Here is a 19,325-nt window from a genome sequence, read left to right as displayed (position 1 = left end):
CGGTGCCTCGCTTACCTCACGCCACGCTGCCGGAGTTGTTGCTCGATCATCTGGTTCACGCCGGAGCGGATCTTGTCGATGCTCTGAGCCCTTTGGCCGGCCTTCGCACGGTTGTCCTTGATGTCGTCGAGTTGCTCCTCGAGGATCGTTGCCGGCACAAAACTCGGCGGGAACGAGCGCGGCGGAAACTCCTTGAACGTCATCACGAATGCGCCGACGTCGTCCATCGCGCCATAGACTTGTCCGACGTGGTTGAGCTGCCAATCCCAAAACGTATTGGAGGTGATGTCGGCGCGTTCGAACGGGTCCTGCAGCAGATTGAAAATCTTCTGCAAGCGAAGCTTGGTGAAGGGCTCGGCCCAAACCTGCATCGTCCCGGGTGAGCGCTGTTCGGCGTACACGTACTTGTAATCACCCTTGCGCAACGCCACCAGCATGCCGTCATCGTCGGCATAGAAGAACTTGTCGCGCGCGCTCCTGGTACCGTTGTTGTTGCCTGCGGTGCCGCTGACATTGCGCAGGAAGGCGGTCTGGTCGAATCCGTCGAGATGCACCTTGTAATTGACGCCGTTGGCCGTGTAGCCGGCCTTGAGCTTGTTGACGATATCGGGTTCGCCAGCGGCGGAACAAAGGGTCGGAATCCAGTCGTTGTGACTCATCAGTTCGTTGGTGACGGTGCCAGGTTTGATTACGCCGGGCCAGCGGACCAGGCACGGTACACGAAAGGCGCCTTCCCAATTGGTGTTCTTCTCCGAACGAAACCAGGTCATGGCGCCATCGGGCCACGAGTTCATGTGGGGACCGTTGTCGCTGGAATAGACCACGATGGTATCGTTGGCGAGGCCCATATCGTCCAGGGCCTTGAGCCGGCTGCCGACGGTATCGTCGTGCTCAAGCATGCCATCGATGTACTCGCTGTCGCCGTGGGTGTAGCGGCCACGATGGCCGGCGCGGACGTGTGTGCGAAGGTGCATGCGCGTGCTGTTGAACCAGCAGAAGAACGGCTTGCCGGCGGCTTGTTGCCGCTTGATGAAGTCGATCGCCGCGGCCGATGTCTCGTCGTCGATCGTCTCCATGCGTTTCTTGGTCAACGCACCGGTATCCTCGATGGTCTGCTTGCCGATCTTGCCGAAACGCGGATCGACCGTGGAATCGTCGCGGTCGGTCGCCTTGCATTTCAGGACACCCCGCGGGCCGAACTTGGCGAGGTAGGCCGGGTCCTTCGGATAGTCCGGCAGTTCCGGCTCTTCCTCGGCGTTGAGATGGTAGAGATTGCCGAAGAATTCGTCGAAGCCGTTCACGGTCGGCAGCGACTCGTTGAGATCCCCGACATGGTTCTTGCCGAACTGGCCGGTGGCGTAGCCGAGATTCTTGAGCAGACCGCCGACAGACGGATCGAGCTGGCTCATTCCCATCGGTGCGCCGGGAAAGCCAACCTTGGTGAGGCCGCTGCGGATACCATGCTGGCCGGTCAGAAACGCTGCGCGGCCCGCGGTGCATGACTGCTCGCCATAATAGTGCTGAAGCTTGATTCCTTCGCGACCGATGCGGTCAATGTTCGGCGTCTCGTAGCCCATGAGCCCGTTGGAATAGGCGCTGATGTTCGCGATGCCGACGTCGTCACCCCAGATGATGAGGATATTGGGTTTGCGGCCGGACGCCGCAGCGGCAGCCGTCGGAGCAGCAGGCGCCGGAGCAGGAGCCGCCGGGGCTGCTGGCGCAGCTTTTTGTCCCTGCGCGAGCGCTGCGGAGGTCAAGGTCGCCGCCGCCACCAGCGCCGACGAACCAAGCAGGATGTTGCGGCGGCTGACCGTGCGGTCATCGTTGTCGTCGGTGAAGCCTTCGGTATGGTTGTTGGTTTTTTTTTCGCTGGACACTCAACTCTCCGCTCGTTGCACGACAGTGGAAATCATCGCGTGGCTGGACTCCTCACTACACACCGGAATCCGAGGTGACTGGTCGAGGTATCGATCGCCTCCGCATGCCGCGCCGCCGGGCGATAGCGGCGGCAGTAATTCGGCGCGCACAGATGCGAACCGCCCTTGATGACCTTGCGCGGGATTTTGACGTTCGGCTGGCGTGGGTCGTAGCTGCCCTCCTCGCGCCCGCCGCGGGGATTTTCGGGAATGCAGCACGCCTTCGGCGCGTCGGCTTCATGCTTGGGCGTGTACCAGTCCGAGGTCCATTCCCAGACATTGCCGATCATGTCGTGCAGGCCGTAGCCGTTCGGCGGGAAGGCCGTCACCGGCGAGGTGCGCTCGTAGCCGTCCTCGTGAAGATTGTGCAGCGGGAATTCGCCCTGCCAGGTATTGGCCATATGCGCGCCATCGGGCGTGAATTCGTCGCCCCATGCGAATTCGGCGCCGTCGAAGCCGCCGCGCGCGGCGAATTCCCACTCGGCTTCGGTCGGCAGGTCCTTGCCCGCCCATCGCGCATAGAGCAGCGCGTCCGAATAGGAGATATGTACCACGGGATGATCGTTGAGGACGTTGATGTTGCTCTTCGGCCCGTAGGGATGCCGCCAGTCAGCCCCCTTCATGAAAGACCACCACTGGCTCCAGTCGCGCAGGTCGTAGGTCGAGTGCGGCCGCTCGAACACCAGCGAGCCCGCGTACAGCATGTGCGGCAAGGCACCTGGATAATGCTTCGGATCGGGCAGGATTTCGGCAAAGGTCTTGTGCCCGGTTGCGATCACGAACCGCTTGAACAGATGGTTGGTCACCGGCGTGCGGTCGATCCAGAAGCCGTCCACCGTCACGCGATGTACCGGCGCTTCCTCAGGATAATGTTTGTCGGAGCCCATGCGGAACGTGCCGCCGGGAATCCTGACCATGTCGGCGGTCCGGTTATCTTCCGATGGTTTGTCGTCCCGCTCTATGTCGGTTTGCAGCAGCGTCATGACACTGAACTCCTGACGTGCGCGGTTACGGGCAAACGTCCAAGAAGCCCTGCGTCTTGCCCGGATCGGTGTAGTACCAGCAGTAACCGGGCGCCGGTGGTGAGCCGGCATAGGCTGCTGCGGAAGCAGCGGCGACGAATCCGATCGCGGCACCGGCGGCGATCGCGCCGCCCGGACGCCAATAGTAATTGGCCGGACGGACCCAGCGGCCGGGGCGCGCGACACCCGGACCCACCACCGCCCCCCCACGCACCACGGTCCGACTGGCAGCGTTGCCTCGCGGACCGACGACGGTGGTCCGGCGTACAGAGCCTCCGGCTCGCGCGCGGACTTCAGTCACCAGACTGTCTTGTGTGAGTTCTTGCCTGAGTTGCTGCTGCAGCGAACCGGAGGGCACGATGACCGTCGCCGTTACCGGCGAAGGCGTCAGAACAACGAAGGCGGAGAAGGCCAGCGCGTAGAGCATTTCGTTGCGAGCGTTGGCCAGATCGATCAAGCGGGTTCTTGTTGAACGCATAGGCGGACCCTTTTCTTATTGCGGCCGCTCGCGTCAAGGTTGCGCGCGGCAGACGTAGATCAGTCAGCCCCTCTTCCCTATCTTCCGCCCAATTTTTTGGTGCGGCACATTGGCGCCAGCCTCTTCAAAGGCTTACGAGACACATTGGCGCACTTGCAGGCTAAACGAATCTCGAAGCTCTGTGATGTGCAGTTTGTGCCAATCTGCATCGGCTCGATTTCAGCCTTAATGGACAACTTCGCAAATCGATCAACGCATTGACCGAACTTCATGTCGTACTGTCCAAAACTTTAGGCAAATATTCTCGTCGGCTCCCGAGCTGCGCCGAGCGTCTGTGCAACAGCGGATCACTGAAATTCATTGTGATCGCGCTGGAGTTGTGGCTAGATCGAGTCGGGGATGGGGCATCGCTTCCTTGGGGAGTTGTCGATGCGCTATGGTTTGTGTGTGTTACTTCTCGCTGCGGCAAGGCTCCACGCGCTCGAGAAGCGGGCGGCGGCGCCATGAGCGGGCAGCTTGCGGTCAGTTCCTCCAGTCTGGACAGCTTCGAAGGCCTTCATAACGCGATCAGAGGATCGCACGTCGAGGTGATGCAGCTCGGCCGCGGAAAGTTTCGCGGCTCGTTGAGCCATGTCGGCATCGGAGATTTTTCGCTGAGCATCGGCTCGTTTTCCGTGGGCGTTCGTACCCAGCGCATTTCGACCGACGACAAGCTCGTTGTCGGAATGCTCCTCAATTCGCAAGACCGGGTCACCCACTGGTCGTTCGATATGCGTCCGGCGGATGTTCTGGTCGTGCCACCCAGCACCGAACATGACGGCATTTTCCATGGCGCCGCGGCCTATGCCGCAATCCGCCTCGATCTCGCCGAGGTCACGTCTCTCTTCAAGAGTGAACCAAGGTTGAGCGATCCCGCGGCATGGCTCGATAAAAACGTCTATCAGGCGGACCCTGCGATCGGCATCGCAGCGACAAAACGACTGCCGCTGATCATTTCCCGGTTGGCGCGGCAGCAGACCGGCTTATCCGATGCCGTCGCCGATTTCTGGAAACGGTCGATCATCGACGCCGTCACCGGAACGATCGTGCAATCGTTGCCGCCGGACACCAGAGGGCTTTTGCCCTCGGCGACCCAATTGGTCGGGAAGGTGGACGATTATCTCGATGCAGCCGGCCTTCGCCCGGTGCACGTTTCCGAAATCTGCGCCCACCTCAACGTGTCGCGACGGACGCTGCATCGCGCATTTTACGACGTCCTCGGTTTGGGACCGATAACGTACCTGCGTCACAAACGGCTTTGTGCCATTCATTCCGTTCTGAGGGAGAGCACCCCTGCGACGGTCACCGTCGCGCAGGTAGCGATCCAGCACGGTTTCATCGAGCTTGGACGCTTCTCGCACTACTATTATTCGCTGTTCGGGGAGTATCCATCGGAAACGCTTGGCGGCCGCGGGTCCCGTAGGGAGATTGGTCCGCATTTCGCTAGCAGTCCGACGTAAGCGCGGCATCGAATCGTACGTGACAAAGCTTTTCTCAGACTGCAGCCCGAATAATTCCGGCTGTAACTCATCGGCCACGGATTTTCGAACTGCCTGTGGCCTACTATTGGAAGTTGCGACGGGCTCGACGAATGATTCCGCTCATCGGGAACCAAGGAAGTTCGTGTCGCGCATGCAACGAGGGGAGTGGTGCATGTTGAGAATCGAATCAAACATCAGACGACTTGGTGGCGTGTTGGTGACGACGGCGCTCGTACTTTGCCCTGCGGTCTCACACGCCGACGAGAGCGGTATCTCATTCTGGCTCCCGGGATTATATGGCAGCCTGTCAGCGACTCCCACAACGCCCGGCTGGTCAGTCGCAACGATCTACTACCACACCTCCGTGAACGCGTCGGGAGCGGCGGCGGCCTCCCGGGTAGTCCAGGTCAACGGGGTTCCCCGTTCCGTAAATGTCAATCTGAATGTGAATCTGAGTGGTCAAGCTGACCTGCAGTTCATCGCACCCACCTACACCTTCGCAGAACCTTTTCTGGGAGGCCAATTGTCGGCGACCCTGGCCGGCGTTTGGGGAAGAAATTCCGCAAGCATCGCCGGCACCTTGACGGGACCGCTCGGCAACACATTCCAAGGATTTCTCCAGGACGCGCTCGTCTCTTATGGGGATCTCTATCCGACCTTTAAGCTGAAGTGGAACAGCGGCGTCCACAATTACATGGTCTACGGAGCGGGTGACATTCCCGTCGGTGACTACAAACCCGACCGGATCTCCAACGTTGGAATTGGTCATGGCGCCATCGATTTTGGTGCCGGCTACACTTATCTAAACACTGCTACAGGCACGGAAATCTCCGGCGTCGGCGGCGTCACTTACAACTTCAAGAATCCCGATACTCAATACCAAAGCGGCATTGATTTGCATTTCGATTGGGGCGTATCGCAATTTCTGTCCAAGCAGGTCTTTTTCGGCTTGGTCGGCTACGCCTATCAACAGATCACCGACGATTTCGGTCAGCCGGCCGTTCTCGGTGGTTTTCGCTCGCGCGTTTTCGGGATGGGCCCGCAGATCGGATACATTTTTAAGATTGGGGAGAACCAGGCATTCCTCGGACTGAAGGGGTATGGCGAGTTTGCCGCTGCCAATCGTCCGTCCGGCTGGAATACATGGCTGACATTCTCGATTTCCGAGGCCGTACCGACCACGGTGACCCCGACCAAGCGCCTGGTGAGCAAATAGCGATCGATCCAAACCACCACGGGTTTCGCCGGGAGCCCGCGTCAGGGCCGGCTACAGGATTCAAGCCGCGGATACCACCTTTCCGCGGTGCGAGAGCAGCAGCCGCCGAATGTCCTCGGCTGGTATCGCGGGGCTGAACAGAAATCCCTGTATCTCGGTGCAGCCGAGAATGTACAGCAGGTTTCGCTGCTGCTCGGTCTCGACGCCTTCCGCTGTCGTCGTCATGTCGCTCGCGGCCGCAATGTTCACCACCGCCTGGACGATCGACGACGAGGCGCCTGCGCCGGCCAGATCCCTGATGAAGGATCGGTCGATCTTGATCTTGTCGAATGGAAACCGCTGCAGATAGCTCAGCGAGGAATACCCGGTGCCGAAATCGTCCAGCGCGATGCGTACCCCCAGCTTGCGCAACTGATGCAGCATCTGAAGCGCGCCGTCGTCGTCGCGGATCAGCACCGCCTCGGTGATCTCGAGCTCGAGCCTGGATGCGGCGAGGCCCGAGGCAGCAAGGGCCGCCGCCACGTTGAGCGCCAGCGTCTGGCTCCGGAACTGAACCGGTGAGACGTTGACCGCGACGCGGATCTCCGCCGGCCAGTTGGCAGCCTCGGCGCACGCCGTGTTGAGCACCCAGTGACCGAGCTCGTTGATCAGGCCGGTGTCTTCGGCGACCGGAATGAACTCCGCAGGCGAAATCATGCCGCGTTCGGGGTGGCGCCATCGCAGCAGCGCTTCGCAGGAGGAGACCTTGCCGTCCTCGAGATTGAGCACCGGCTGATAATAGGCCTCGAGGCCGCCATCTGATATCGCCTGACGCAATTCGAGTTCCAGGACTCGTCGCGCCTTGGCGCGGGCGTCCATGCCGACCTCGAAGAAGCGATAGGTCCGCCGTCCGTCGCTCTTGGCGCCGTACAACGCGAGGTCCGCGTTCCGGAGCAACTGGTCGAGATCGAGCCCATCGCCGGAGGCGAGCGCGATGCCGATGCTGGCATCTGTCGTGATCAGGTGGCCCGCGCACTCGAACGGCGCCCTGATCGCCGCGTAAATTCCTTCAACAAGTTGAGTGGCTTCCGACTGTTTCTTGATAGCGGTTTGAATCACGGCAAACTCGTCACCGCCCAGCCGCGCCGCGACATCTGTATCCTTCAGACACAAGCGCAGCCTTTCGCCCACGCCTTTGAGCAACTCATCGCCGATCGCGTGGCCGAGGGCATCGTTGACGCTCTTGAATTCGTCGATGTCGATATAGAACACCGCCAGCTGTTCGCCCGGTTGGACCGCCTTCAGCGCCTGGTCCAGTCGCTGGCGAAACAGGAGCCGGTTGGGCAGGTCGGTCAGCCCGTCATAATGCGCCAGATGGGCAATTTTCTCGTCAGCGCGGGTGCGCTCGGTGATGTCCTCGATCGTGGCCACCCAGCCACCCGCATTCAGCGGCCGGTTGACGATCTCGATCGCCCTGCCGCCCGGCGCTTCCGTCAGTTGCCGCGTGGCCTTGCCGAGCGACACGGTGCGGATGATGGCATTGCAGAACGCGTCGACATCGCCGTCAAAGGATCCGGTTTCTTTGCGGTGTTCGATCAAACGATGCATCGTGCAGCCGGGCTTGGCCACATCCGGCGACAGGCCAAACATATCGAGATAGGGCTGGTTACAAATGACGATACGCGCCGATGCATCATAGAGAACAAGACCTTGCGGGATATTGTTCACGGCAACGCTGAGCTGGCGCCGCTCGGCCGCAAGCCGCTGCTCGGACAATCGATGGCGCCTCAGCAGCAGAGCGACGACGAGTGCGAGGATGACGACGAGGGCAAGCAGTACGCGTTCGCGAAGCTCCCACGCCGATGTCGCCACGCCAGCCAAAATCGCCACGGCGATCAGGACAGCGCAAAGCGCCAGGCGCCTCACCGTCCCGGTCTTCTCTACAGGATTCGCAGAATCGCCCGGCATGTATGGCCGCTATCGAAAGTCACCTTGGTCCGTCCCAGCGTGACATCGTTACGCATCACAAATGGAAGGCGGGTTACAACTTGCGGTTAGCAATCGGTTACCGCGATACGCGGACTGATGCTTGATCTCGAGTCCGGTACCGGACATTGCCGGCGCCCGATCAAATCCGGCCTCTCCCCCGATGTGGTAAACGAATGATTAATCCAGAGGCGATCGCACGCGCGCGCACAAATGCAGAAAAGCGCTGATTTTCCTGCACAACTAGCGTGTTGTGGCCGCGGCAGGCGCCTGTTGCAAAACGAAGCCTGAGCGGGATGCAACAGATTTAGCCAATCGGGAACGACGCCGGTTTAACCGTTTCGCTAGTCCCGGCCGCCCATAATGCAGCCAGATCAATCTCATGACATGCCAGGTTCAACATCGTGACATCCTTCGGACGTGTGATTTCGGTGCGCGGCTCCCTCGCCCGGGTCGGACTTCTTGCGGTAAGCCAGATGGCTACCTCGGAAGTACGCGCCACTGTCGGCCGTTTCATCAGCATCCGCTGCGCAACTTCCACCATCGTCGCCATGATCACCGACGTAACCTGCGAGGATCTGCCGAGCTCCGATAATTACATTGCCAGCGCGGGCGTCGACCTGCTCGGCGAAATCCTCGGCGGCGATCGTCCGAAATTCCAGCGCGGCGTCACCAACTATCCGACCATCGGCGATGCCGTCGAGCTGATCACCAATCAGGAACTCCGCACGGTCTATGCCCCGACCGGTTCGGACCAGATCAATGTCGGCACGCTGCAACAGGACCGCTCGGTCATCGCCTATGTCGACGTCGAGGAAATGCTCTCCAAGCATTTCGCCGTACTCGGCTCCACCGGCGTCGGCAAATCGACCGGCGTCTCGCTGCTGCTCAACGAAATCCTCAAGTCGCGGCCGAACCTGCGCATCTTCCTGCTCGACGTCCATAACGAATACGGCCGCTGCTTCGGCGACCGGGCGCTGGTGCTCAACCCGCGGAACCTGAAACTGCCGTTCTGGCTGTTCAATTTCGAAGAGATCGTCGACGTCCTGTTCGCCGGCCGCCCCGGCGTGCCCGAAGAGCTCGATATTCTCGCCGAAGTCATTCCGATGGCGAAGGGCATCTACACCCAGTACCAGAACGCCGACCGGGTCGGGCTGAAGCGGATCGATCCCAAGGCGATCGGCTACACCGTCGATACGCCGGTGCCCTACCGGCTGGTCGATCTGATTTCGCTGATCGACGAGCGGATGGGCAAGCTGGAGAATCGCTCATCGCGCATCATCTATCACAAGCTGATTTCGCGCATCGAAACCGTGCGCAACGACCCGCGCTACGCGTTCATGTTCGACAACGCCAATGTCGGCGGCGACACCATGGCGGAAGTCATCAGCCATCTGTTCCGCCTGCCCGCCAATGGCCGGCCGATGACCATCATGCAGCTCGCCGGCTTCCCCGCCGAAGTCGTCGATTCCGTGGTGTCGGTGCTGTGCCGCATGGCGTTCGATTTCGGCCTCTGGAGCGACGGCGTCTCGCCGCTGCTGTTCGTCTGCGAGGAGGCGCATCGTTACGCCGCCGCCGACCGCAATATCGGTTTCGGACCGACCCGCAAGGCGGTCTCGCGTATCGCCAAGGAAGGCCGCAAATACGGCGTCTATCTCGGCCTGGTCACGCAGCGTCCGGCCGAACTCGACGCCACCATCATCTCCCAGTGCAACACGCTGTTTGCGATGCGCCTTGCCAACGACCGCGACCAGGCCCTGCTGCGCTCGGCCGTCTCGGACGCCGCCGCCAATCTGTTGTCGTTCGTGCCCTCGCTCGGCACCCGCGAAGTGCTGGCGTTCGGCGAAGGCGTGGCACTGCCGACGCGGTTGCGCTTCAAGGAAGTGCCGATCCATCAATTGCCGCGCAGCGAGGCCACGATTGCGACCGCGCCGTCGGTTGCCGCCGGCCATGACATGCATTTCGTCAGCGCCGTGCTGGACCGCTGGCGTGGCGCCACCTCGCATCGCGACGTTCCCAACGATCCCATGATCAACGAACGGCCCGCCGCACGAACGCTGGAGCCGCGTTCTATCGAAGCGCCGATGCTGCAGCCGTCGCTGGGGCTGGATCCCGACCGCTTCTCGCTGTTGAAGAAGCCGCTGCGCTAACCATTGGTGTTCGCGCAGGTTTTTTTGTGCGCGAACCCGCCTGCCGGGATCAAGTCCCGGGCAGTTAGCTCGGCAGCAAACGCGGTTGTGTTGACGCGTTTTCTTCACGCGAACCGGTATCCACTTCGCTCGAAAACGCTTTATATGGTTCAGCCATCAGCGCCGCATCGCGCGGCCAAAGCCGGGACCATTCCATGACGCAGCCTGTTCCAAAACGCTTCCCGACACCCTCCCTCGATAAGCTGCCGGAGGATATCCGCACCCGTATGCTGGCGGTGCAGGAGAAATCGGGCTTCGTGCCCAATGTCTTTCTGACGCTGGCCTACCGTCCCGACGAGTTTCGCGCGTTCTTTGCCTATCATGATGCGCTGATGGAAAAGGACAGCGGCCTCTCCAAGGCCGAGCGCGAAATGATCGTGGTGGCGACGTCCAGCGCCAACCAGTGCCATTACTGCGTGATCGCCCACGGCGCGATCCTGCGCATCCGGGCGAAGAACCCTGTCATCGCCGACCAGATCGCCGTCAACTACCGCAAGGCCGACATCACGCCGCGCCAGCGCGCCATGCTCGACTTCGCCATGAAGGTGAGCCAGGAGGCGAACACGGTTTCCGAACAGGATTTTACCGAGATCGCCGGCCACGGATTCTCCGACGACGACATCTGGGACATCACGGCGATCTCCGCGTTCTTTGCGCTGTCGAACCGGCTGGCCAACGTCACCGCGATGCGGCCGAACGACGAGTTCTACATGATGGGGCGGCTGCCGAAATAGCCACACGCTCGCCAAGCCTTGGTTCCATGAGACTCTGCGGGGATGGGCCTGCGTGGATACGCACCAACATTTTATGTTGGAAGCACGGCCGGCATGCTAAACAGGACTACAAGCTTTGTGGACCGACTGCAGTGAAGACTCAGCTGCCCATACAAGGGGATGACGAGCACGTCGTGGTCAAATTCCGGCCGCGCACCTCGGCCCATCCCCCCAGCCGGCGGGACGAGCCCGCCGCGGGCAATGTCCAGCCGCCCGCCCCGACCAGTGCCCAACCGGCGGCAAGCGATCTGTCCCGCTACGAACGGTCCCGTGACGAGCCGGACGACTTCCGCCATCGCATGCTGGCCAACATTGCGGCCCTGGCCTTCACGATGGCGCTGACGGTGATCGGGATATGGCTCGCGATCAGCATTGCCGATCTGCGCAAGACCCAGGATTGCGTGCTGATGGGACGCCGGGACTGCGCCCGGATTTCCGCAATGCCGCACAGTTAGAAGGCAGGCCTAAACGGCCGTTTTTGCCGATAAATCGGTCCCCACAGGGGTTGCCAACCTCCATTGAACTCAGGGCTGCGCTCCGATATACGGGCTCTCGACTCCGGCCGAGGGAAAAACGCCGCGCCCGCCTCCCCCTAGCCGTCCCGGATTTATCTCCAGTATATCAAAGGCTTAATGATGTCTTCTACATTCGATCAGATCGCCAACATTATCGCCGAGACTTGCGACATTCCGCGCGACACGATCAAGCCGGAGAGTCACGCCATCGACGATCTGGGCATCGACAGCCTGGACTTTCTCGACATCGCCTTTGCCATCGACAAGGCGTTCGGGATCAAGATGCCGCTCGAAAAATGGACCCAGGAGGTCAACGACGGCAAGGCCACGACCGAACAGTACTTCGTGCTGAAAAATCTCGCCGATCGTATCGACGAACTGGTCGCGGCCAAGAACGCGGGCACGGGCGCGTAATCGCCCACCATGGACCTTGATTATTTCAAGCTGATCGACCGTATCGTCGACCTCAATCTCGGCGAACGGACGATTGTGGTCGAAGCCCAGGTTCCGGAAAAGCACACCATTTTCGAGGGGCATTTCCCCGGCTTTCCAATCATGCCCGGTGTCCTGCTGACCGAAGCGATGGCGCAGAGTTCGGGCTGGCTTTTGCTCGGCGTGTTGAAGTTCGAGCGCATGCCGTTCCTGGCCATCGTCAAGGAAGCCAAGATGCGGGGTTTCGTCAGTCCCGGTCAGTTGCTGACGATCGAAGCCAAGGTCGAGCACGAAGGTTCCGGCTTTGCGGTCACCAAGGCCAAGGGCCGCATCGGCAAGGAACTGAAGTGCAGCGCTGAAATAACCTTCGGCCTTACCCCATTCCCCGACCCTGCCTTTCGTGTCCACATGGACGCGATGGCCGAAAAGATCGGGTTCCCCATGCAGGTGCTGAAGCATGACTGAACCCACGGCACCGGCTGCCAAGGAAGTCTGGATCACCGGCATCGGCATCGTGTCCTCGCTCGGTGAGGGACTGGATGCGCATTGGGATGCGCTGAACCAGAAGCGCATCAATGTCGACGACAAGCGCTTCGCGCCTTACATCGTCCATCCCCTCGCCCCGGTCAGCTTTGACGCGCAGATCCCGAAAAAGGGCGACCAGCGCCAGATGGAAGCCTGGCAGCGCATCGGTACCTATGCCGCCGGGCTGGCGCTGGATTCCGCCGGCGTCAAAGGCAACCAGGAAATCCTGGGACGGATGGACATGATCGTGGCCGCCGGCGGCGGCGAGCGCGACATTGCCGTCGACCTCGCGATCATGAACGCCGACGCCAAGGGCAATTCGAGTCCGGCCTTCCTCAACGAACGGCTGATGAATGATTTGCGGCCGACGCTGTTTCTGGCCCAGCTCTCCAACCTGCTCGCCGGCAACATCGCCATCGTCCATGGCGTGTCCGGAACCTCGCGCACTTTCATGGGCGAGGAAGCAGCCTCCATCGATGCGGCGCGGATCGCGCTGGCGCGGATCGAATCCGGGCAGAGCGAGATCGCGCTGGTCGGCGCCGCGCATAATGGCGAGCGCCCCGATCTGCTCATCCTCTATGAATTCGGCGATTTCAATCTGACCGAGAAATACACCCCGGTGTGGCAGCGCGACGACAAAGGCGGTTTCGCGCTCGGCTCCGCCGGCTGCTTCCTGGTGATGGAATCCCGCGAGCACGCCGAAGCCCGCGGCGCCAAGCCCTACGCCCGGCTGACCAAAGTGGTCGCCGACCTCGCCCAACGCAAGCAACCCGGCGCGGTGACGAAATCGCTGCAAGCGCTGTGGCCGAAGCTCGGCGTCACCGGCGATACCGGCAACCTGATTACCGGCGCGACCGGCGTCGGACCGGTGACGTCGGAAGAAAAGGAATTCCTGCGCCAGCATCCCGGCTTTGCCGTGCGCGCGACCGGGACGATGTTCGGCCACACGCTGGAAACCCAGTTTCCGCTGGGACTGGCGCTGGCGGCACTGTCGCTGTCGCGCGGCGCGCTGTTTCCGCCCAACGATCCGACCGGGCTCGAGGTTGAAAAGCCTGGTGTGCCGGACCAGATTGTGGTGCTCGGGGCCGGTCACTGGCAGGGCGAAGGCATGGCGCTGGTCGAGGCCATCAAGTAGCGCGTGATCCGGAACCAGATCGCTGTCAGGCGGGATCACGCCGAGACCATGAAATGAGCGCGCGAGCGCTTGCAGTTGCGGCGCAGCATCGACGGGGGAAACATGTCAGCACCACGCGATAAATTCGGCAGGCCGATCGTCGTCGTCACCGGTATGGGCGTCGTGACGTCGCTTGGCGCCGGCAAGAAGGACAACTGGACCAGGCTGACCGCGGGCGAATCCGGCATTCGCACCGTGACGCGCTTCCCGATCGACGGCCTGAAGTCGACGATGGCGGGGACGGTCGACTTCGTCCGTGTCGATCCCGTCTCCTCGACTGGACTGACCGAGCAGCTGGCCAAACTGGCGACCGAGGAAGCGCTCGAACAGGCTGCCATCGGCGGCAAGGCCGACTTCCCCGGGCCGCTGTTCCTCGCGGTGGCACCCGTCGAGGTCGAGTGGCCGCAGCGGCTGGAACTCGGACGCGCAATCGGAAAGACCGATTTCGGCTATGAGGACATGCTGCGCGTCAGCGGCGGCGGCCGGTTCTCGGCGTTCCATCACCGTTTCATGTTCGGCTCGGTGGCAAGCCATCTGGCCGAGACCTACGGCACCAAGGGCTCGCCGATCTCGCTCTCCACCGCCTGCGCGTCCGGTGCGACCGCGATCCAGCTCGGCGTTGAAGCGATCCGCCGCGGCGACGCCGATGCCGCCCTGTGCGTGGCGACCGACGGCTCGGTCAATCCGGAAGCTCTGGTGCGGTTCTCGCTGCTGTCGGCGCTATCGACGCAGAACGATCCGCCGCAAGCAGCTTCAAAACCATTCTCCAAAAACCGCGATGGTTTCGTCATGGCCGAAGGCGCCGGCGCGATGGTGCTGGAAAGCTATGAGTCCGCAATGGCGCGGGGCGCCAGGATATTGGGCGTCGTCGCCGGCTGCGGCGAACTGACCGACTCGTTCCACCGCACCCGCTCCAGCCCGGACGGCAAGCCGATCATCGGCTGCATGCGCAAGACGCTGGCGGATGCCGGCCTCGAGCCGGAGCAGATCGACCATATCAACGCGCATGGCACCGCGACGCCGGAAAACGACAAGATGGAGTACAACACCACCGCCGTCGTATTCGGCGATCATTTGCCGAAGATCCCGGTGTCGTCGAACAAGTCGATGGTCGGGCACACGATTTCGGCCGCCGGCGCGGTCGAGGCCGTGTTCTCGCTGCTGACGCTCGAGCATCAGCGGATTCCGCCGACCATCAACTACGAGGTTCCGGATCCGGCGATTCTGTTCGACGTCGTCGCCAACAAGGCGCGCGACGCCCGCGTCACCGCCGTGATGTCCAACTCGTTCGGCTTCGGCGGGCAGAATGCCTCGCTGATCCTGACGCGTGAACCGGCTTAGCAGCTGCGCTTTTTGAGAACATGAACCGCCTGCTCCTACGAACCAAGGCGCGCCTGCGCGACGCCGCCAAGCCGGTTGCGGAAGCCGCCGTTGGCGGGCTGACGATCGCGTTGTTGCGCACCACGCGCTATTTCGATCCGGACAAGACCGCCAATTTCTTCGGCCGCGTCACGCGCTTCATCGGCCGCAGGCTGCGTGAGGACCGGATCGGCCGCGAGAACCTCACGGCCGCCTTCCCGGAAAAATCGCCGGAAGAGATCGAGAAGATCCTGGCCGGCGTCTGGGACAATCTCGGCCGCATCGGCGCTGAATTTGCCCATCTCGATCACATCTGGGATTACGACGTCGATCATCCGGACAAGCCCAGCCGCATCGAGTTCGGCGCGCGGACCAAGCAGATCTTCGATCAGCTCAGGGACGACGGCAAGCCGGCCATCATCTTCGCGAGCCATCTCGGCAATTGGGAAATACCGGCGCTCGGCGCCGTCGCGCACGGGCTCGATTGCGCGATCCTGTTCCGGCGGCCCAACAGCGAATCCGCCGATCGCGCGATCGAGCGGATCCGCGCCGTCAAAATGGGCACCTTGATTCCGGCCGGCCGCGAGGCGCCGCTCAAGCTCGCCGAAGCGCTGCAAAACAACCAGCACGTCGCGATGCTGGTCGATCAGTATTTGACCAACGGCGTCGACGTCACCTTCTTCGGCCGCAAGACCAAGGCCAATCCGACGCTGGCGCGGCTGGTGCGCCAGGTCGAATGCCCGATCCATGGCGTGCGTATCATTCGCCTGCCCAACCATCGCTTCCGCGCCGAACTCTCCGAAGAGGTCAAGCCGGTGCGCGATGCGTCAGGACAGATCGACATCGCCGGCACGATGCAGGCCGTGACCTCTGTCATCGAGGGCTGGGTGCGCGAATATCCGGACCAGTGGCTGTGGCTGCACCGAAGGTGGCGGTAGCGCACCGTTGGTAGCCCGGGCCGGCTTAGCCGCCGAACACCAAACCGAGGTTCCAGGCCTTCATCGCGACGGTCGCCCCCAGGATAAAGATGATCTGCAGCAGCGTGCGCGTCGAAAAGAACGTGAAGATGTTGGTCATGTGATGCTCCCGGCGGCAGCTATAGAATCTGCCTCGGGTTCCGGCAACAGTAGCGCAACAACATCCGGGATCTTACGGCATAGCCCCAGGCAGCCTCAGGCACTGATATCCGCATAGGCGCCGGCGGACCCCTGCGGAACTGAATAACCCGTCTGCCGCTGCGCGATGGCCTTTTGCCCTTCCGCCTGCATCGCCTCGAAGGCCGCATCCAATTGCTGGCGTGTATAGCTTGTCGACACGCTCTGACGTGGCCGCCATGCCGATTGCGTGATCGCCGTGGAAGCCTTCTCGATCGTCCCGCCCACGCCTTTCGCGATACGCTCCGCGCGCGATTGCGCCAGATCAGGGCCACCGATCAGGCCGGGAGGATCTTGCAGGTCCCCGACCGTTGCCGCGGCGGCGTTCGTCATCACCGAAGACCCGCCGTTATAAAGGGTGGCCACGACCTTGCCGTTGACCTTGACGGTGGCATAGATGTTTTGCGGCGCATTGTCGGGCACATCGGTGGCAGCGGCTGAATTCGCGGCTTGCGTCGCCAGCCACATCATCGCCATCCGGTCGCGCAGCTCGGGGTGGTCCTTGATCGAGACGGCCTTCAATCCGGATGTGTCGAGCTTCTTCAGCTCCGAAACCGGAATGCCCTGCTTCGCTTTTTCCGTTGTGGTGCTTGCATCTGCCTGGGGCACGGGTAACGCGTCGGCCCGCGTCAACACCGTCGTCGAAGAGGTTTGCGCGGGACGCAAATAGCTCCCGGCACCAGCCGTACTCGTAATCATCGATACACCCTTCCGCAGCATTCAGGGTGAAAGCAATCGCCATGCCACGCGGAGATGATTGAAAAGACTGGTGTTCCCACAGCCAGACTGGACCGACCGGAAAATCTTGCCGGCAGCGGCAAGTCTTTCCACCTTGGAGGAACCGGTGACGCCGCCGCGTTTAACAAGAGCTTTCCAGGTTGAGCCCTGCGGCGCTGGCATTCTCTCTCCAACGGCACAGGTTTACGCATTTCCTCCGCAAGCAATGACCCAGACGCGCGAATGCTCGCTGCCGATGGCGCCGCCGAGGACAGCTCCCATCGCCAACGCTCCGCTCGGCTCCGCCCGGATGCCGCATGTCGCGTGGAGCAGCGCCCTTGCACCCTGCACAAGCTCGTCATCGACCGCGCACACCCGGACGTTCGACTGCTCCAGGATTTCGAATGCGCGCGTCCCGATCTGACGCGCGCGCAGCGCATCGCATATCGTATCCCCTGAAGATTCGATCCGGACTGGCATCCCCGCTTCGCGTGCCCGGGCGTATCGTCGGTGGGTGGCGGGCTCGACAACATAGATCGCAGCGGAAATAGACCGCGACCGCAGCGCAAGAGTCACACCCGCAGCCAGTCCGCCACCGCCGCAGGCCACAACCACCGCATCGGAAGCAGCACTGCTCGCCTCAATGGCGGCTGCCACCTCCGAACCAAGCGTATAGCTTCCCGCAATCATCTCGATGTCTTCGAAGGCGTGCAGGTTACGCCACCCGCGTCTCCGCGCTTCCGCCTGCGCACGTGCAGTTAGCTCCGACCGCCCGGCGATCTTCATCTCAGCTCCGGTTTTCCGCGCCTGTTCTCGTTTGAGATCTGGTGCGTCGCCGGGCATAAACAGACAGGCTGGTTTGTCGAGCACCTGAGCCGCCAAACCAACCGCGATTGGAAAATTTCCTGCTCCGGCAGCAACAACACCTCGCTCGGCGTTTCCTAACCCAAGTACGGCACCGCGAAACTTGAACGATCCGCTGCGTTGAACGGTCTCATCCTTGACGTGGATCATCCGCCCGACCTGCGCGTCCAGCACGGGCGAAGTTCGCACAGGAGTCTTTAGTGCGTGGCGAGCAATGAATTGGAGATCGCCGGGGGAAGGAACGATCAACGAACCAGGCATTTCGACTTAGCGGCAAATGCGAATAAACATCGCCGCTTATCAGGCAGATTCACATACCTGTCTAATCAGCTGTTGTGACGGTCCGACTTTTCTCGTGAAGCTGACCCGCAATATTTCGTCGCGCGATCGTGCCTATCCTACTTCCCGGTCTTCACCCGGGTCCAGAGCCGGTTGATGATGCGCTGGGTCACGGGATCGCGGGCGTTGATCACGAACAGCTTTTTCTGGATCGCTTCGTCCGGATAGATGTTCTTGTCATTGAGGATTTTGGGATCGACCAGCTTCTGGCTCGCCAGATTGCCGTTGGCGTAGGACAGGAAATCCGAGTTCTTGGCGGCGACCTCCGGCCGGTAGAGATAGTCGATCAGCTGATAGGCTTCCGCGACGTTCCTGGCGTCGGCCGGGATCGCGAGATTGTCGAAGAACATCTGCGCGCCTTCCTTCGGGATGGTGTAGCCGATCTCGACATCGTTCCTGGCCTCCGCCGCGCGGCTGCGCGCCTGCATGATGTCGCCCGACCAGCCGACCACGAAGCAGATTTCGCCCGACGCCAGCGCGCCCAGATATTCCGACGAGTGAAACTTGCGGACATAAGGCCTGATCCTGGTGACGAGATCGGCGGCCTTTTCCAGATCGGCCTGCTTGGTCGAGTTCGGATCGATGCCGAGATAGCTCAGCGCCGCAGGCAGAATGTCGTCGGCGGAATCCAGCATGTGGATGCCGCAATCCTTGAATTTTGCGAGGTTCTCCGGCTTGAAGACGATGTCCCAGCTGTCGATCTTGGCGTCAGCGCCCAAAATCTTCTGCGCCGTTTTGACATTGTAGCCGATCCCGGTGGTGCCCCACATGTAGTTGGCGCCGTAATTATTGCCGGGATCGTAGGTCGCGAGCTGGTTCGTCACCACCGGCCAGGCATTGGCGAGGTTGGGCAGTTTCGACTTGTCGAGTTTCAGGAAAACCTTGGCCGTTATCTGGCGCTGCAGGAAATAGCCGGTGGGAACGACGACGTCGTAGCCGGATTTTCCGGCCAGCAGCCGCGTCTCCAGCGTCTCGTTGGCGTCGAAGGTGTCGTAAGTTACCTTGATGCCGGTTTCCTTGGTGAAATCCTCCAACACGCCAGGCGCCATGTAGTTCGACCAATTGTAGAAATTGACCGTGCGCTCTTCGGCCCTCGCCGGCGACAGCAACAGGATCGCGGCAACCGCGGCAATGAAACCGACAACATTGCGGGTCCGCTCGCGCATC

At 61.6% G+C, this 19,325-nt stretch carries 16 protein-coding genes and 1 pseudogene; 10 read left to right on the top strand and 7 right to left on the bottom strand.

Features of this window, described 5'->3' with window-relative positions; translation table 11 throughout:
- Positions 1–11: 11 nt before the first annotated feature.
- The 3 genes from JQ558_RS31005 to JQ558_RS37550 all read right to left on the bottom strand — a co-directional run bounded on the left by JQ558_RS31005 (position 12) and on the right by JQ558_RS37550 (position 3,395).
- The gene (locus JQ558_RS31005) at positions 12–1,877 is read right to left on the bottom strand and encodes an arylsulfatase (RefSeq protein ID WP_212296167.1); all 1,866 of its coding nucleotides are present in this window, start codon (positions 1,875–1,877) and stop codon (positions 12–14) included.
- 32 nt (positions 1,878–1,909) lie between these two features.
- Positions 1,910–2,833 (bottom strand): formylglycine-generating enzyme family protein, encoded by a 924-nt coding sequence (locus tag JQ558_RS31000; RefSeq protein ID WP_212296198.1) that lies wholly within the window; start codon positions 2,831–2,833, stop codon positions 1,910–1,912.
- 91 nt (positions 2,834–2,924) lie between these two features.
- Positions 2,925–3,395 carry a hypothetical protein gene (locus JQ558_RS37550; protein ID WP_249142718.1) on the bottom strand — a complete coding sequence of 157 codons (471 nt, stop codon included), beginning with the start codon at positions 3,393–3,395 and terminating at the stop codon, positions 2,925–2,927.
- A 278-nt stretch (positions 3,396–3,673) separates the two neighbouring features.
- On the opposite strand from JQ558_RS37550, the gene JQ558_RS30990 reads away from it, so the two are divergent.
- Together JQ558_RS30990 and JQ558_RS30985 are read left to right on the top strand one after the other, a co-directional pair.
- Positions 3,674–4,915, top strand: a complete 1,242-nt coding sequence (locus JQ558_RS30990) for a helix-turn-helix domain-containing protein (protein WP_409410608.1) — start codon at positions 3,674–3,676, stop codon at positions 4,913–4,915.
- 193 nt (positions 4,916–5,108) lie between these two features.
- Positions 5,109–6,152 (top strand): transporter, encoded by a 1,044-nt coding sequence (locus JQ558_RS30985; protein WP_212296166.1) that lies wholly within the window; start codon positions 5,109–5,111, stop codon positions 6,150–6,152.
- Positions 6,153–6,212: 60 nt separating this feature from the next.
- On the opposite strand, the pseudogene JQ558_RS30980 reads toward JQ558_RS30985, so the two are convergent.
- Positions 6,213–8,060: pseudogene (locus JQ558_RS30980) on the bottom strand (putative bifunctional diguanylate cyclase/phosphodiesterase); the annotation flags it as partial.
- 461 nt (positions 8,061–8,521) lie between these two features.
- On the opposite strand from JQ558_RS30980, the gene JQ558_RS30975 reads away from it, so the two are divergent.
- The 8 genes from JQ558_RS30975 to JQ558_RS30940 all read left to right on the top strand — a co-directional run bounded on the left by JQ558_RS30975 (position 8,522) and on the right by JQ558_RS30940 (position 16,022).
- On the top strand, positions 8,522–10,267 hold the full coding sequence (locus tag JQ558_RS30975) for an ATP-binding protein (protein WP_212207379.1): 1,746 nt from the start codon (positions 8,522–8,524) through the stop codon (positions 10,265–10,267).
- 194 nt (positions 10,268–10,461) lie between these two features.
- Positions 10,462–11,040 (top strand): peroxidase-related enzyme, encoded by a 579-nt coding sequence (locus JQ558_RS30970; RefSeq protein WP_212296164.1) that lies wholly within the window; start codon positions 10,462–10,464, stop codon positions 11,038–11,040.
- 131 nt (positions 11,041–11,171) lie between these two features.
- The gene (locus JQ558_RS30965; RefSeq protein ID WP_212276215.1) at positions 11,172–11,534 is read left to right on the top strand and encodes a hypothetical protein; all 363 of its coding nucleotides are present in this window, start codon (positions 11,172–11,174) and stop codon (positions 11,532–11,534) included.
- A gap of 180 nt (positions 11,535–11,714) precedes the next feature.
- Positions 11,715–12,008, top strand: a complete 294-nt coding sequence (locus JQ558_RS30960) for an acyl carrier protein (RefSeq protein ID WP_192740419.1) — start codon at positions 11,715–11,717, stop codon at positions 12,006–12,008.
- Positions 12,009–12,017: 9 nt separating this feature from the next.
- Positions 12,018–12,491: a 3-hydroxyacyl-ACP dehydratase FabZ family protein gene (locus JQ558_RS30955; RefSeq protein WP_192740420.1), complete on the top strand. Its 474-nt coding sequence runs from the start codon at positions 12,018–12,020 to the stop codon at positions 12,489–12,491.
- Positions 12,484–13,686: a beta-ketoacyl-ACP synthase gene (locus tag JQ558_RS30950; protein WP_212296163.1), complete on the top strand. Its 1,203-nt coding sequence runs from the start codon at positions 12,484–12,486 to the stop codon at positions 13,684–13,686. Before JQ558_RS30955 ends, JQ558_RS30950 begins: the two co-directional genes overlap by 8 nt.
- A 102-nt stretch (positions 13,687–13,788) precedes the next feature.
- The gene (locus JQ558_RS30945; protein WP_212296162.1) at positions 13,789–15,066 is read left to right on the top strand and encodes a beta-ketoacyl-ACP synthase; all 1,278 of its coding nucleotides are present in this window, start codon (positions 13,789–13,791) and stop codon (positions 15,064–15,066) included.
- Positions 15,067–15,086: 20 nt separating this feature from the next.
- Positions 15,087–16,022 carry a lipid A biosynthesis lauroyl acyltransferase gene (locus JQ558_RS30940; RefSeq protein ID WP_212207374.1) on the top strand — a complete coding sequence of 312 codons (936 nt, stop codon included), beginning with the start codon at positions 15,087–15,089 and terminating at the stop codon, positions 16,020–16,022.
- Positions 16,023–16,256: 234 nt separating this feature from the next.
- On the opposite strand, the gene JQ558_RS30935 is transcribed toward JQ558_RS30940, so the two are convergent.
- The 3 genes from JQ558_RS30935 to JQ558_RS30925 form a co-directional block, all read right to left on the bottom strand.
- Entirely contained in the window at positions 16,257–16,937 is a 681-nt protein-coding gene (locus JQ558_RS30935) for a hypothetical protein (RefSeq protein ID WP_212276211.1), read from the bottom strand.
- 222 nt (positions 16,938–17,159) lie between these two features.
- On the bottom strand, positions 17,160–18,080 hold the full coding sequence (locus JQ558_RS30930; RefSeq protein ID WP_283814199.1) for a pyridoxal-phosphate dependent enzyme: 921 nt from the start codon (positions 18,078–18,080) through the stop codon (positions 17,160–17,162).
- A 137-nt stretch (positions 18,081–18,217) separates the two neighbouring features.
- On the bottom strand, positions 18,218–19,324 hold the full coding sequence (locus tag JQ558_RS30925; protein ID WP_212296160.1) for a polyamine ABC transporter substrate-binding protein: 1,107 nt from the start codon (positions 19,322–19,324) through the stop codon (positions 18,218–18,220).
- Position 19,325 lies beyond the last annotated feature (1 nt).

Origin of the sequence: Bradyrhizobium sp. AUGA SZCCT0160, assembly GCF_018130105.1 — a bacterium.
Classification (GTDB): domain Bacteria; phylum Pseudomonadota; class Alphaproteobacteria; order Rhizobiales; family Xanthobacteraceae; genus Bradyrhizobium.
This window is presented reverse-complemented; position numbering and strand designations above follow the sequence as displayed.

What these genes read in the sequence shown, in the direction of transcription:
- JQ558_RS30985 (WP_212296166.1), top strand. Translation starts at nt 5,109, where the DNA reads ATGTTGAGAATCGAATCAAACATCAGACGACTTGGTGGCGTGTTGGTG.
- JQ558_RS30970 (WP_212296164.1), top strand. Translation starts at nt 10,462, where the DNA reads ATGACGCAGCCTGTTCCAAAACGCTTCCCGACACCCTCCCTCGATAAG.
- JQ558_RS30940 (WP_212207374.1), top strand. Translation starts at nt 15,087, where the DNA reads ATGAACCGCCTGCTCCTACGAACCAAGGCGCGCCTGCGCGACGCCGCC.
- JQ558_RS30955 (WP_192740420.1), top strand. Translation starts at nt 12,018, where the DNA reads ATGGACCTTGATTATTTCAAGCTGATCGACCGTATCGTCGACCTCAAT.
- JQ558_RS30925 (WP_212296160.1), bottom strand. Translation starts at nt 19,324, where the DNA reads ATGCGCGAGCGGACCCGCAATGTTGTCGGTTTCATTGCCGCGGTTGCC.
- JQ558_RS30945 (WP_212296162.1), top strand. Translation starts at nt 13,789, where the DNA reads ATGTCAGCACCACGCGATAAATTCGGCAGGCCGATCGTCGTCGTCACC.
- JQ558_RS30930 (WP_283814199.1), bottom strand. Translation starts at nt 18,080, where the DNA reads ATGCCTGGTTCGTTGATCGTTCCTTCCCCCGGCGATCTCCAATTCATT.
- JQ558_RS30950 (WP_212296163.1), top strand. Translation starts at nt 12,484, where the DNA reads ATGACTGAACCCACGGCACCGGCTGCCAAGGAAGTCTGGATCACCGGC.
- JQ558_RS30935 (WP_212276211.1), bottom strand. Translation starts at nt 16,937, where the DNA reads ATGATTACGAGTACGGCTGGTGCCGGGAGCTATTTGCGTCCCGCGCAA.
- JQ558_RS31000 (WP_212296198.1), bottom strand. Translation starts at nt 2,833, where the DNA reads ATGGTCAGGATTCCCGGCGGCACGTTCCGCATGGGCTCCGACAAACAT.
- JQ558_RS30960 (WP_192740419.1), top strand. Translation starts at nt 11,715, where the DNA reads ATGTCTTCTACATTCGATCAGATCGCCAACATTATCGCCGAGACTTGC.